9 protein-coding genes are annotated in these 13,492 nt (G+C 71.8%); 7 read left to right on the forward strand and 2 right to left on the reverse strand.

What is annotated here, in order from left to right; translation table 11 throughout:
- The 5 genes from JGS39_RS26805 to JGS39_RS26825 all read left to right on the forward strand — a co-directional run.
- Window positions 1-1,672 (forward strand): serine/threonine kinase C-terminal domain-containing protein (locus JGS39_RS26805; RefSeq protein ID WP_504740112.1); only part of this gene is annotated, 1,672 nt, incomplete at its 5' end.
- A 131-nt stretch (window positions 1,673-1,803) separates the two neighbouring features.
- Entirely contained in the window at window positions 1,804-3,471 is a 1,668-nt protein-coding gene (locus tag JGS39_RS26810) for a serine/threonine-protein kinase (RefSeq protein WP_306071368.1), read from the forward strand.
- Window positions 3,472-3,658: 187 nt separating this feature from the next.
- Window positions 3,659-5,287 carry a succinic semialdehyde dehydrogenase gene (locus tag JGS39_RS26815; RefSeq protein ID WP_219572155.1) on the forward strand — a complete coding sequence of 543 codons (1,629 nt, stop codon included), beginning with the start codon at window positions 3,659-3,661 and terminating at the stop codon, window positions 5,285-5,287.
- 48 nt (window positions 5,288-5,335) lie between these two features.
- Window positions 5,336-7,243 (forward strand): GMC oxidoreductase, encoded by a 1,908-nt coding sequence (locus JGS39_RS26820; protein WP_219572156.1) that lies wholly within the window; start codon window positions 5,336-5,338, stop codon window positions 7,241-7,243.
- Window positions 7,244-7,541: 298 nt separating this feature from the next.
- The gene (locus JGS39_RS26825) at window positions 7,542-9,257 is read left to right on the forward strand and encodes a peptidase (protein ID WP_219572157.1); all 1,716 of its coding nucleotides are present in this window, start codon (window positions 7,542-7,544) and stop codon (window positions 9,255-9,257) included.
- A gap of 452 nt (window positions 9,258-9,709) precedes the next feature.
- Here JGS39_RS26825 and JGS39_RS26830 read toward each other — a convergent pair whose 3' ends face one another.
- Window positions 9,710-10,099 (reverse strand): MerR family transcriptional regulator, encoded by a 390-nt coding sequence (locus JGS39_RS26830; protein ID WP_219572158.1) that lies wholly within the window; start codon window positions 10,097-10,099, stop codon window positions 9,710-9,712.
- A 79-nt stretch (window positions 10,100-10,178) separates the two neighbouring features.
- Between JGS39_RS26830 and JGS39_RS26835 the strand changes: the two genes are divergently transcribed.
- Together JGS39_RS26835 and JGS39_RS26840 are read left to right on the forward strand one after the other, a co-directional pair.
- Window positions 10,179-11,369, forward strand: coding sequence for an MFS transporter (locus tag JGS39_RS26835; protein ID WP_236064383.1), 1,191 nt, complete (start codon window positions 10,179-10,181; stop codon window positions 11,367-11,369).
- A gap of 34 nt (window positions 11,370-11,403) precedes the next feature.
- Window positions 11,404-12,282 (forward strand): NADP-dependent oxidoreductase, encoded by an 879-nt coding sequence (locus tag JGS39_RS26840; RefSeq protein WP_219572159.1) that lies wholly within the window; start codon window positions 11,404-11,406, stop codon window positions 12,280-12,282.
- 507 nt (window positions 12,283-12,789) lie between these two features.
- On the opposite strand, the gene JGS39_RS26845 is transcribed toward JGS39_RS26840, so the two are convergent.
- Window positions 12,790-13,098, reverse strand: coding sequence for a chorismate mutase (locus JGS39_RS26845; RefSeq protein ID WP_219572160.1), 309 nt, complete (start codon window positions 13,096-13,098; stop codon window positions 12,790-12,792).
- Window positions 13,099-13,492: the final 394 nt, after the last annotated feature.

Genomic DNA, 13,492 nt, shown 5'->3' on the forward strand with positions numbered 1-13,492 from the left:
CCCCCTGCAGCCCCTCGGCCGGCCCGCCACCCCGGACGCGTACGACGAGGACCTCTACGACGACGAGGATCCGTACGACGACGAGGGCGACGACGGACCGCCGCCCCGGCGGCTCCATCTGACCGGTTCCTGGGACGACGGCCCCGGCCGTGGCCGCCCCGTGCCCGCCGGAGGCTCCAGCGAGGACGCCCTGCGCGCCGACTCCCGGCGCCTGGGCGCGACCCCGGCCGTCCGCCCGCAGCTGCCGGCCGCCACCCGGGAGACCGCCCCCGAGACCGCCCCGGGCCGCTGGGACGAGATCGTCGCCGGCAGCCGTGACACCTCCGCGTACCGCGGCCCCGCGACCACCCTCGCCGCCGAGCGCGCCCGGCAGGCCCGGATCGCCGTCGTCGGCGCGGTCACCGAGCGCTGGGCGCCCGAGCAGGCCGGACCGGTCCACGAGAACTGGCAGCTGGCACCGCCCATCGGCCCCTCCACCGACCTCTGGGCGCTGGGCGCGCTGCTCTACCGCGCCGTGCAGGGCCACGCCCCGTACCCGGAGGAGAACGCCGCCGAACTCGTCCAGATGGTCTGCGGCGAACCGCCGGCCTTCGCCGAGGAGTGCGGCCCGCTGCGTCCCGTCGTGGAGTCGCTGCTGCGCCAGGACCCCACCGAGCGCCCGGACTTCGAGGAACTGCGCGGCTGGCTGCGCTCCCTCGTGCGGTCGGCGCCCGAGCCGGAGGCCGGGCTCGACGTCGTGACGCTGCCCTCCCCGGACGCCACCCGGCTGCCCGTCGTACGCCGCCGCGGCGAACTCGTCCGCAAGCGCCGCGGCCGCCGGAGCGGGCCGGCGCACGGCCGGCACCGTCAGACCAGGGAACGGCTGGAACCCGCGGAGCGGGCCGTACCCGAGCCGCGCGAGCCCCGGAATCCCAGGCCGCCCCGCGAACCCAAGGGCCCCAAGGCGCTCCGCACCCCGCCCCGCCCGCAGCAGGGCGGCACCCGCGCACCGCGCAGGCTCGGCCGGCTGCTGCTCGTCCTGATCCTGCTGCTCCTGGCCGCGGCGGTCGCGTACGCGGTGATGTTCATGCCCAAGTCCGGTACGGATTCCGGAGCCGGCGCCGCCCCCTCCCGTACGGAGTCCGGAGCACCCGAGCCCGGCGGCCAGGACACCGGGGACCCGTCCGCCCCGGATTCCGGCGCGCAGCAGCCGCAGACCAGCCGCTCCGCCGTCGCGCTCGCACCCGGCTACACGCTGCGCAAGGACCCCGAGGGCTTCGAGGTCGGGGCGCCCAAGGGCTGGCAGCGCAGCCCGGCCAACGCGGACCGTCAGATCCGCTACGGGAGCGACGGATTCAGCCTCCTCGTCGTCCCGGGACGCGACACCGTGAAGACGAACGGCGCGGACCCGCTCGACTACCAGCGGAACAAGGAGCCGGAGTTGAAGCAGTTCCGCGACTCCACCTGGGCCTCGGCGAGCGGGCTGCGCCGGATCGACGTCGGACAGCAGGCCATGGCGGAGGGGCAGTTCACCTGGCAGGAGGCCGACGGCCGTGAGGTGTACGTCCGCAACCTGGTGATCGTGGTCAAGGGCAAGTACCACATTCTCCAGGTCACGGGCCCGGAGAGCCAGCGCGACAAGGTGAGCGACATCTACCAACAGGCCAGCGCCTCCTACCGCGTGACACAGTGACCGGAAGCGGTTCGACGGGGCGCGGGCCCGGGGGCGACATGCATCACAGTGCGATCTCGTGAGCGGTGCGAGGTTCCGTGGCCGTACTTCCCCTCCGTAACCTGGCATCCGAAGGAACGGGGCGGGGACACGTGGAACGATCGCAGGGCACGGAAGCGGGACTGCTGCTGGCCGGGAGGTACCGGCTCGGGGAGGTCCTGGGACGCGGCGGCATGGGCAAGGTCTGGCGCGCCCATGACGAGGTGCTGCACCGCACCGTCGCCGTCAAGGAGCTGACCGCCGGGCTGTACGTCGCCGAGGCGGACCGGGTCGTGCTGCACGCGCGTACCCAGAAGGAGGCGCGCGCCGCGGCCCGCATCACGCATCCCGGCGTGGTCACCGTCCACGACGTGATCGAGTACGACAACCGGCCGTGGATCGTCATGCAGTACGTCGACGGGCCGTCACTTGCCGATCAGGCCAAGGAATCCGGCGAGGTGGCGCCCCGCGAGGCGGCCAGGATCGGGCTCCATGTGCTGGGCGCCCTGCGCGCCGCGCACGGCGCCGGGGTGCTGCACCGCGACGTGAAGCCGGGCAACGTCCTGCTCGCACGCGACGGCCGGGTGCTTCTCACCGACTTCGGGATCGCGGCGATAGAGGGCGACTCGACCATCACCAGGACCGGTGAACTGGTCGGTTCCATCGACTACCTGGCACCCGAGCGGGTCCGCGGCGGCGATCCCGGCCCTGCGTCCGACCTCTGGTCGCTGGGCGCCACGCTGTACACCGCGGTCGAGGGCCGCTCGCCGTTCCGCCGTACCTCGCCGATCTCCACGATGCAGGCCGTCGTCGCCGAGGAACCGCCGCCGCCCGAACGGGCCGGGGCGCTGGGCCACGTCATCACCGCACTGCTCCGCAAGGAACCGGAGGACCGGCCGACGGCCGAGGAGGCCGAGCGGATGCTGCTGGAGGCCATGGAGGGGCGCGAGCCCCGGTCGGCCCAGGCGTACGTCCCCACGCAGCGGGTCCCGGAGGAGGTCCTGCACGCGATGGGTCCCGACGGGGCCTCCGGCGGCGGGATACCCGGCGGTGGCACCGCCCGGCTGCCCTACCCCGGACCCGTCCCGGCCCCCGGCACCGCACCCGTGGCCCGGCGCAGCCGCTGGCGCACCACGGTCCTGGTCATCGCGCTGGCGGCCCTGGTCGGCGGCGGAGCGGGCGTCGCCGCGCTGCTGTACGCGAACCGCACGGACGCGGATTCCGGGACCGGCGGCACGGCGTCGCACGGCAGCCGGTCGCCGGGGCCGGTCACCGCCAGTCCCAGCCCCACGCCCACGCCGAAGCCGGACCCGGCGAAGGACGGCGTGCCGGACGGCTGGCGGCGGGTGGAGGACCCGGCCGGGTTCAGCATCCTCATGCCGGTGGGCTGGGAGCGCCAGGTGAACGGCACCAACATCGACTACACCCCGGACGACGGTGTGCACTACTTCCGCTTCAGCGCGGACCCGGCACCGGACTTCGACCACCCGTACACGCACATGCAGGACCTGGAGACGAGACTGCGCGAGCGGCTGCCGGACTACCGGAGCCTGGAGATGAACTCCAACGTCTACCGGGACCAGCCCGGGTCCATCTGGGAGTTCACCTGGAACGAGAAGCCCGGTGAGCCGCGCCACGCCATCGACCAGATGTACTTCGCGAAGGAGGGCGGCCCGGAGTACGCGCTGTACATGACGGGGCCGGAGGAGGACTGGGACATCACCCGGGACCGGTTCAACACGATGCTGCGCAGCTGGCGCGCGCCGGCCGATTCCGACTGACCCCGCACGACTCCTGCGACGCCTCCCCGATCGGTAACACCGAGGAGGGATACCCCCTGATCAGCGGTTATGCAGCCAGTGATCACTGGCTCGGTTGGCGGGTGGCCGCTGAGGGCTGTTGTGGGGAGTGTGAAAAGCTGTTACCCACGGGTACCCAAAGGCTTCGGCTCGACGTACTCTCGCCCTCATGACGGACTCGCAGGCCTCCACGCCCACCACCGCCGCGGTTGTCGGCACCAACCCGGTGGCCGCCGCGCCCGCGGGCGTGCGCACGGCCGCCGATGTCGTGACGCCCGAGGTGATCGCCCAGCTGACCCGGGGCGTCGCCGGCTCCGGCCGCACGGCCAACCACACGCCCTTCACCGGCGAGAAGCTGGCCGACCTGCCCGAGTCCACCCCCGAGGACGTGGCAGACGCCTTCGAGCGCGCCCGTGCCGCCCAGCCCGCCTGGGCCGCACTGTCCGTCCGCGCCAGGGCCGCCGTGCTGCTGCGCTTCCACGACCTCGTTCTGGAGCGCCAGTCGGAGGTCCTCGACCTCATCCAGCTGGAGACCGGCAAGGCCCGGCTGCACGCCCACGAGGAGGTGCTGGCCGTCTCCGTCGCCGCCCGGCACTACGGCCGCAGGGCGAGCGCCTACCTGAAGCCGAAGCGGCACACCGGGGTCGTACCGACCCTGACCAAGGTCACCGAACTGCGCCAGCCGCGCGGCGTCATCGGCCAGATCGCGCCGTGGAACTACCCCCTGGAGCTGTCCGTCGGCGACGCGCTGCCCGCGTTCGTCTCCGGCAACGCCGTGGTGATGAAGCCCGACACGGAGACCGCGCTGACCGCGCTGTGGGCCCGTGACCTCCTGATCGAGGCCGGTCTGCCGGCCGAGGTGTTCCAGGTCGTCCTCGGTGACGGACCCGTCGTCGGCCCCGAGGTCGTCAAGCACGCCGACTACGTCTCGTTCACCGGCTCCACCCGCACCGGCCGCGAGGTCGCCCAGGGCGCCGCGGCCCGGCTCGTCGGCGTCTCGCTGGAGCTCGGCGGCAAGAACGCGATGCTGGTCCTGAAGGACGCCGACGTGGAGAAGGCCGCCGCGGGCGCCGTCCGCGCCTGCTTCTCCTCCGCCGGCCAGCTATGCATCTCCATCGAGCGGCTGTACGTCCACGAGTCCGTCGCCGACGACTTCGTGGCGCGGTTCGCCGCCCGTACGAAGGCGATGCGGCTCGGCACCTCCCTCGCGTACGGCGCCGACATGGGCTCGCTCGTCGGCGAGCGCCAGCTGGAGACCGTCAGCCGGCACGTCGCGGAGGCCGTCGAGAAGGGCGCCACGCTCGTCGCGGGCGGCGTCGCCCGCCCCGACATCGGCCCGCTGTTCTACGAGCCGACCATCCTCGACGGCGTCGAGGCCCCGATGGCCGTCTGCAACGAGGAGACCTTCGGCCCGGTCGTCTCCATCTACCGGTTCAGCGACGAGGACGAGGTCATCGCGCAGGCCAATGCCACCCCGTACGGCCTGAACTCCAGCGTCTGGACCAAGGACGGCAAGCGCGGCCACCAGGTCGCCGCCCGGCTGCGGACCGGCACGGTCAACATCAACGAGGGGTACGCCCCCGCGTACGGCAGCGTGCAGTCCCCGATGGGCGGCATGAAGGACTCCGGCCTCGGCCGCCGACACGGCTCCGAGGGCATCCTCAAGTACACCGAGGCCCAGACCGTCGCCCAGCAGCGCCTGATCCCGCTCGCCCCGTCCTTCGGGATGGACGACGCGAAGTACGCGGCGTTCATGAGCCGCAGCCTCAAGGCCATGAAGGCCTTCCGCCTGCGCTGACCCCCGCACCACCGCAGCATTCCTGTCCTTTTCGTACCGAGGAGAGCCATGTCCCAGGACAGCCCTGCCCAGAATCAGGCCGGACCGGCCGGCTCGGCCGATGACGAAGCCGCGTACGACTACGACGTCCTGATCGTCGGTTCGGGCTTCGGCGGCGCGGTCTCGGCGCTGCGGCTGACCGAGAAGGGGTACCGGGTCGGGGTCCTGGAGGCGGGCCGCCGCTTCACCCCCGGCACGCTGCCCAAGAACTCCTGGGACCTGAAGAACTACCTCTGGGCCCCCGCGCTGGGCCTCTTCGGCATCCAGCGCGTGCATCTGCTCGGCAAGGTCATGGTGCTGGCCGGTGCGGGCGTCGGCGGAGGCTCGCTGAACTACGCCAACACGCTGTACGTGCCCCCGGCGCCGTTCTTCGAGGACCGGCAGTGGGCGCACATCACCGACTGGCAGGACGAGCTCACGCCGTACTACGAGCAGGCCAAGCGGATGCTCGGGGTCAGGCTCAACCCCACGATGACGCCGTCCGACGTCCATCTGAAGGCGACCGCCGAGGTCATGGGCGTCGGCGACACCTTCCACCTGGCCCCGGTCGGCGTCTTCTTCGGCGACGGCAGGGACGCCGACGGCACGGCGAAGGCGAAGCCCGGCGGCACCGTCGCCGACCCGTACTTCGGCGGCGCGGGCCCGGCCCGCAAGGCCTGCACCGAATGCGGCGAATGCATGACCGGCTGCCGGCACGGCGCGAAGAACACCCTCAACGAGAACTACCTCCACCTCGCCGAGAAGGCCGGAGCGGTCATCCACCCGATGACGTCGGTCGTCGCGGTCACGGAGGACCCGGCCGGCGGCTACCACGTCGCCACCGTGCCGACCGACCGCCGCAGGAAGGCGAAGCCCACCCTGCTGCGCGCCCGCAAGGTGGTCGTGGCGGCGGGCACGTACGGCACCCAGACGCTGCTGCACACCATGAAGGACCGGGGGCTGCTGCCCCGGCTCTCGGACCGGCTCGGCGAGCTGACCCGGACCAACTCCGAAGGGCTCGTCGGCGCGCAGACCTCCGACCGCCGCTACCGCAGGAAGCACGGCACCAGGGCCGACTTCACCAAGGGCGTCGCCATCACCTCGTCGATCCACCCCGACGAGAACACCCACATCGAACCGGTCCGCTACGGCAAGGGATCCAACGCGATGGGCGGGATGACCATCCTCCAGGTCCCGTACAGCACGCACCGGGTGCTGGCCTGGTTCGGCAACATCGCCAAGCACCCGACGCTCGCCGTGCGGTCGCTGTCCAACCGGCGCTGGTCGGAGCGGACCATCATCGGGCTCGTCATGCAGTCGCTCGACAACTCCCTGACCGCGTACCGCAAGCCCCACGGCATCGGAAAGGGACTGCTCACCGCCCGCCAGGGACACGGAGCACCCAACCCGACGCAGATCGCCGAGGCGACACAGAGCGCGACCCTGCTCGCCGAGGAGATCAACGGCTTCCCGGGCTCCAACATCGGTGAGCTCATGGGTACCCCGCTCACCGCGCACTTCCTCGGCGGCTGCCCGATCGGCGCGAATGCCGAGGAGGGGGTAATCGACCCGTACCACCGGCTGTTCGGCCACCCGGGCATCTCGGTCGTCGACGGTTCCGCGGTCTCCGCCAACCTCGGCGTCAACCCGTCGCTGACGATCACGGCTCAGGCGGAGCGGGCCATGTCCTTCTGGCCCAACAAGGGCGAGCAGGACCCCCGCCCGGCCCAGGGCCTGGAGTACGAGCGGCTGGCGGCGGTCGAGCCCCAGGCGCCGGCCGTCCCGAAGGAGGCGTTCGGCGCGCTGCGCCTGCCGTTCCTGGAAATCCCGGCGGTGCCGCCGAAGGCCACTGAGGCGAACGCTGCGAAGGCGGAATCGACGAAGGCGGAATCCACGACAGCGGAATCCACGACAGCGGAATCCACGACAGCGGACTAGGGGCAGCAGAAGGGGCTGCACCCCCCTCCGAGTGCAGCCCCTCACGCTCTACCGGTGAAGCCGCGTTACGGATGTGACCGGTGGTTCCGCATGCATGACCTGCAAGGCGTCCCGATGGTTGTCCCCGGACTCACAAATTCCTTATGTGACGCCGCTCACGTTCGGTCGCGGCGCTCGCGTTCCGACGTGCTCAATCCGTGACCTGGACCCGCGCAACTCTTCGTACGGGCCCGGGGTCGAACTCGTATCGCTGCCCACGGCAGCCGCACAGTTCCCCCCGACCCCAGAAGGTCCCGCGATGAGAAGCACGACTCCGAGAGCCGCCCTGCGCCGCGTCGCGGGCGCTCTCGCCGCCGCCGGCCTGCTGGCCGCCGGGTCGCTCGCCCTGAGCGCCCCGGCCCGCGCCGCCGGTCCGGTCATGGGCTTCGGCGGCCCGGCCGAGACCGCGCTGCACCCGTACCCGGCGAGCGGCGGCCCGCAGCGGACCTCCGTCGCGATCACGGTCGACAACCCGTCCCGGGACGAGGAGTACGGCCGCTTCGAGGGCGAGTACACCGTGACCTTCGACCTCGGCGGGATCGCGGGCGTCGCCGAGGCCGTGTTCGGCACGGAGGACGGCGCCGACTGCGAGATCACCGGCACCACCGGTGTCTGCCACGACACGGGCCTCGCGCCCGGGACGAACCCGCTGCCCGAACTCCGCGTCGGCGCCGCGGCGGGCAGCCGGGACGGGGACTCCGGCACGATCCGGGTCACCGGCACGGCGGACGGCGCGGCCTTCGCCCCGTTCACCACGCGAATCGTGATCGGCGGCCCCGACCTGGTGATGGAGCGGGCCCCGCTGGAGCAGGAGCTCGAGCCCGGCCGGACCCAGCCCTTCCCGCTCGCCTTCGCCAACCACGGGACCCGCGCCGCCGAGGGCGTGGTGCTCACCCTCATGTACACCCGCGGCATCGAGTTCACCGAACGGTACGAGAACTGCGTGTACCGCGAGGACGACGCCGGACAGGGCGTCCCCGTGTGGACCACCGCGCTGTGCTCGGTCGAGGGCAGTTACGAGGTGGGCGCCGTCTACGAACTGGCCGAGCCCCTGATGCTCAGGGCCACGCAGCGCGCCTACCGGGACACCCTGGTCTACCGGATCGACGAGGCCGGCCCGGGGGCACGCGGCGCCCAGCGGGCGCCCGGAGCGCGGTCCGCTCCGGGCACCGCGGGGAACGTGCTCACGCTCAAGGCGGTCCCCGCCGTCCCTGCCGTCCGCTCCAGTGACCTCGACCCCGCTGACAACCAGCAGGAGGCCGACTTCAGCACCGCGAACACGGCCGACTTCGCCGCGTACGGGGACACGGCGTCCGGCCTGCCGGGCAGCACTGTCGGGGCCGACATCGGCTTCCGCAACGAGGGGCCGGCGTGGATCGGCAACCTCCGTTCCGGCGATCCGGTCGCCACGGTCGACTTCACCGTCCCCGAGGGCGCCTCGGTCAGCGCATGGCCCGGCACCTGCCGGGGTGTGACGGCCGACGGGCAGTACCGCGAGCAGCAGGCCGGAGCACCGCGCTATGTGTGCGACACGTCGATGGCCGTCCGCGAGGACGCCGGCCTCGCGCTGCACTTCGACCTGAAGATCGCCGAGGCCGTCACAGGGGCCTCCGGGAAGGTCGAGGTGCGCGGTGCGAGGTCGCGGGACCCGCTGCTGCCGTTCGACCCCGACCGGGGCAACAACACCGCCGCCCTCGTGCTGAACCCGGACGATGCGGGGGACCCGGGCGCCGCGGGCGGGTCCACCTCGGGCTCGTCGGGCGGCGGCGGCCCGACGGACGACGCCTCGGCACCGGCGGCCTCCGCGTCGGCCGACGCCACGGCCACCGCCGCCCCGGCCGGTTCGAGAGCCGGCACCGGAGGCCGGCTCGCCGCCACCGGAACCGGCGCCGCGACTGCTGCGGGCGCGGCGGCGGCCGCGCTGCTGGCGGGCGGTGTGCTGTACACGGCGGCCAGGCGACGGCCCGGCCACTGACCGGGAACGCGCACCGGCGCACCGGACGGAAGAACGGTCCGGGAACGCGCACCGGCGCCCACCGGCGGGAAGACGGTCCGGGTAGGCCGTGTTCTCGTATAGCTGCCGACACCCGTCCTGTACCGCTGAGTAGCTACTTGGGGCTGCGGTCTCGCTGCTGAAGGGCTGCGAATTCGGCATGCGCGGTTTCAACAGCCTCCGGGTACGCCTGGGTCTTCTCGTACTCGGCGAGCGCGCGACAGATGCTGGACAGGCTGGGCTGTGTCCCTTGCGGCGGCCGGTGGGGATGAGCAGGTCGGGCTGGATGCTCTCGACCGTCTCACCGTTCGCGCGGCGGCGGAGCACGGTGTGCAACATGTCGTCGGTGATGACCGGCGGCCGGCCACCGTGGTTCCCCTTGCGGGCCGCGGCGTCCAGCCCTTCGAGGGTGAACTCCCGGATTGTTTCCCCGCTTACACGTCGCGTGAAGCCAGTGCCCTGCGAATGACGTCGGCTGGGGCCGCGGCGATGACGTTATTGAGCGCGTCCATGGAAGCCTGAAGGTCGCTGATGGCCTGAGCGATGCGGTCGCGCTCCTGGTGGAGGTCGGCGAGCAGGTCCGAGCAGGTGGGGACGAGACGGTCGCCGGTATCCCGCAGGCACGGCAGGACCGCGGTGATCGTAGAGGTGCTCAGGCCGGCGGCCAGCAGGCTGCGGATGCGGCGGACAACGGCAACGTCCTCCTCGACGTATTCCCGGTAACCGCTGGGGCGACGCTGCGGATGGAGCAGACCCTGCTCCTCGTAGTAGCGCAACAAGTACACGGCCACGCCGGTCCGCCGGGACAACTCACCGATACGCACATGGACCTCCTGATAGTCGCGCGGACATTGCCCGTTCGGCTTGACTCTCATACCGATGTGAGACTTTAGCGTCTGCGGCATGAAGGTGAACAAGGGTTTCGCGACGCTCGCCGCATTGTGCGCAAGCGTCTTCGTCGTGGGTACCTCGGAGTACCTGATCGCCGGGTTGCTGCCACAGGTCGGCGAGGATCTGGACGTCTCCGTGGGAACCGCCGGACAAGCAGTGACCGCATACGCGCTCGGAGTCGTGGTCGGAGGGCCGCTCATGGCCCTGCTGACCTCGCGTCTGCCGCGCAAGAGCCTCGCCATCGGGCTGATGCTGGTGTTCGCGGCGGGCAGCGCGATGAGCGCCGCGGCGCCGTCGTTCGGCCTGCTCCTGGTGGGCCGCGTGGTGTCCTCGCTGAGTCACGCCGCCTTCCTGGCGCTGGCGCTGGTGACGGCGACTCGGGTGGTCCCGGCTGAGAAGACGGGCTCGGCCATCGCCACCGTGGCCTCCGGCTTCACCGTGGCCACGCTCCTCGGAGTGCCCCTGGGGGCACTGCTCGGGCAAGGCGCCGGATGGCGGGCTCCATTCGCCGCGCTGACCGTTCTGTCCCTGGTGGGCGCCGTGCTCCTGGCCGCCGTACTGCCCCGGCAGGAAGCACCGTCCACGCGACTGCGTGACGAGATACGCGTGGTGACGCGTCGGCCGGTCATGCTCGCCATCGCCACCACCGCGGTGGGCTTCTCCGGGGTCGCCACAGTGTTCACCTACATCGCCCCGCTGCTGACCCGGGTCTCCGGCTTCTCCGCCGCGGCGGTCTCCGGTCTGCTGCTCGCCTACGGCGCGGGTAGTTTCCTTGGCAACCTCACCGCCGGAAAGCTGACCGACAAGTCGATGAGCGCCACCGTACGCGGGGTCTTCGGCGGGCTTGCGGGGACGCTCTTGGTCGTCCCGTTCGCCGTGGTGTGGCAGCCCACCGCCGTGGCAGCAGTCCTGGTATTCGGTCTGTTCGCCACCGCGACCATCGCCCCGCTGCAGGGGCTGATCCTGCACCACGCGGGCGCCGCGCCGAGCCTGGCGGTCTCCGTCAACGTGGGCGCCTTCAACCTCGGTGCAGCAGCCGGCTCGGTCATCGGCGGCGCGATCGTCGCCGCCGGTGCTCTGCGGTGGACCGGCCTGGCGGGCGCGGTACTGAGCCTGATCGGACTGGCCCTGACCTATCTCGTCCTGCCCCGGACACGGTCATCGGCGAAGGACGCCGGACACGAAGCTTCGATCGACGCCTGATTCCCCGTCCACTCACCTCGCAAAGGAGGTCGCCATGCACGCGATCCAAATCGCTCGTCACGGCGGGCCCGAAGTCCTGTCCGTCCGGGAGATTCCCCAGCCCACTCCAGGAGCCGGCGAAGTGCTGATCCGTACCGTCGCCAGCAGTCTGAACCCGGTGGACTGGAAAACTCGTGCATGGGAGGTCGGGCCCGAACTCCCCGCCACCTTGGGGTGGGATCTGGCCGGAGTCGTCACCGCCTCCAATCACCCCCGCTACCGTCCTGGGGACCAGGTAATAGCGATGTCCGCACAGATCGCCACCAGCCGCGGTACCTGGGCCGAGCAGGTCTCGCTGCCCGCCCGGCTGCTGGCGGCCGCACCCACCACACTTGCACTGGAGGATGCTGCGGCACTGCCGCTGGCCGGGGTGACGGCGCTGCAGGCCCTGAGCCGGGCAGCAGTCACTGACGGAGACAACGTCCTGATCACCGGCGCGGCCGGTGCCGTGGGCGGCATCGCCGTCCAACTCGCCCGCCACACCGGGGCCACCGTCGACGCCTTGGTCTCACGCCCCGAGCACCTCGACGCGGCCCGGGAGCTCGGCGCCAAAGACGTCTGGCACATCCCGGCCGACCTACCCCGTCGCACCTACACGGCCGTACTGGACACCGCTGGCATCGACACAGGCCCCGCCCTCGCGCCAGGGGGACGGTACATCTCCATCGCTGACCACCCCCTGCCCGACATCCCCGGAGCTGCCAAGAGCTACGTCCAGGAAGACCAGGATCACCTCGCCCAGGTTGCGGCTCTTGTGGACAGAGGCGAACTCCGGCTGCGCATCGCCCACCGCTACCCCTTCCACGAGGTCCGCAGCGCCCACGAGCGATTCGAAGCAGGCGGAGTGCTCGGCAAGATCCTGCTCACCTTTTGAAGGACGACCGTGCATGCCCCTCCGCCGTACCGGACAAACCGCCTCGGCGCAGCCGTCCGGGGCGGTGGGTGCGCAGAAGACGCCGCCTTCACCTGCCTTGGGCCGGGCCCCGGAGCCCTGGTGCCACATGACGGGTTGCGGCAGCTGTACGAGAACACGGCCGGGTACGCACAAGGGCCCGCGGACCGGATGACCGGTTCACGGACCCTTGGACACGGCAGGCTTCGAGCGTCCCCGAAGCCTGCCGTTCTGAGGTGACCGGGCTGCTGTCCCCTGCCGACCGGTCACGCACGCCGGTGCGCGGTCCCACGGCGTACATGCAGTACGCCACACGCCCCGGCGGAGCCACGCGTGGTTTCTTTCCAGAGCCGCCCCTGGCTGGCACGGACACCGGGACCAACGAAGCCGTCCGGCGCCCGGTCACGCGCCGTACGGGTGAGAGTGCGCCCGAACTGGGATACGTACGTACAGCCCTGCCGGCCCTTGGGGCACTTGACCTGCGGCGGGTCACACGCGGCCGCGGCACAGCTCCAGCAGCGTCATCGCGAGGGTCGTGCCCGGCTTGCCCAGCGCGTCCCTGTACTGGCCGAGGATCTCCATCTCGCGGGAGAGGTTGACCCGGCGGCCCCCGGAAGTCATCCGGGCCTCCTGGATGACGCTGGAGACTGCCATCCGTTCCTGGACGAGGCCGATGATCCGGTCGTCGAGGGAGTCGATGCGTGTCCGGGCGTCCGCGATCAGGGACGCGGCCTCGTCCGTGTGCGCGCCGGTCACGTCGGCGGCGGTCCTGGCGGCGGCGGTGGTGGTGCTGCTCATGGCTGGTCTCCCTGTGAGGGGTACGGGTGGGCTCCCCGGGGCCGACCGGGCCCGGAACGCCAGAACGCCCCGGGCCTGTCGGCCCGGGGCGCCTGGAACGTTGCTTGTCAGTTGCTCAAGCAGCACGACCATGGCAGCCGGCGGGCCGGGTGCCATAGGTAAAGACGAAGGTCGTGTGCTGAAGCATGGGCACAGTATGGACCCATCGGCGGGCCCGGCCCAACGCCCGGCCCGGATGGTGAGACGGCCGGGACTCTCCCCCGTGTGACCGCCCGGGCTCTCCCCGTGTGTCGGCCGGGCCTCTCCCCGCGCGACGAGGTAAGCCCCCGGCCGCCGGTAGAATCGGAAGAACCGACCCCCTCTCCACCGCCGGAAGGCCGCCCCGTGCCAGCAG

Source organism: Streptomyces poriferorum, assembly GCF_019399235.1.
Lineage (GTDB): Bacteria > Actinomycetota > Actinomycetes > Streptomycetales > Streptomycetaceae > Streptomyces > Streptomyces poriferorum.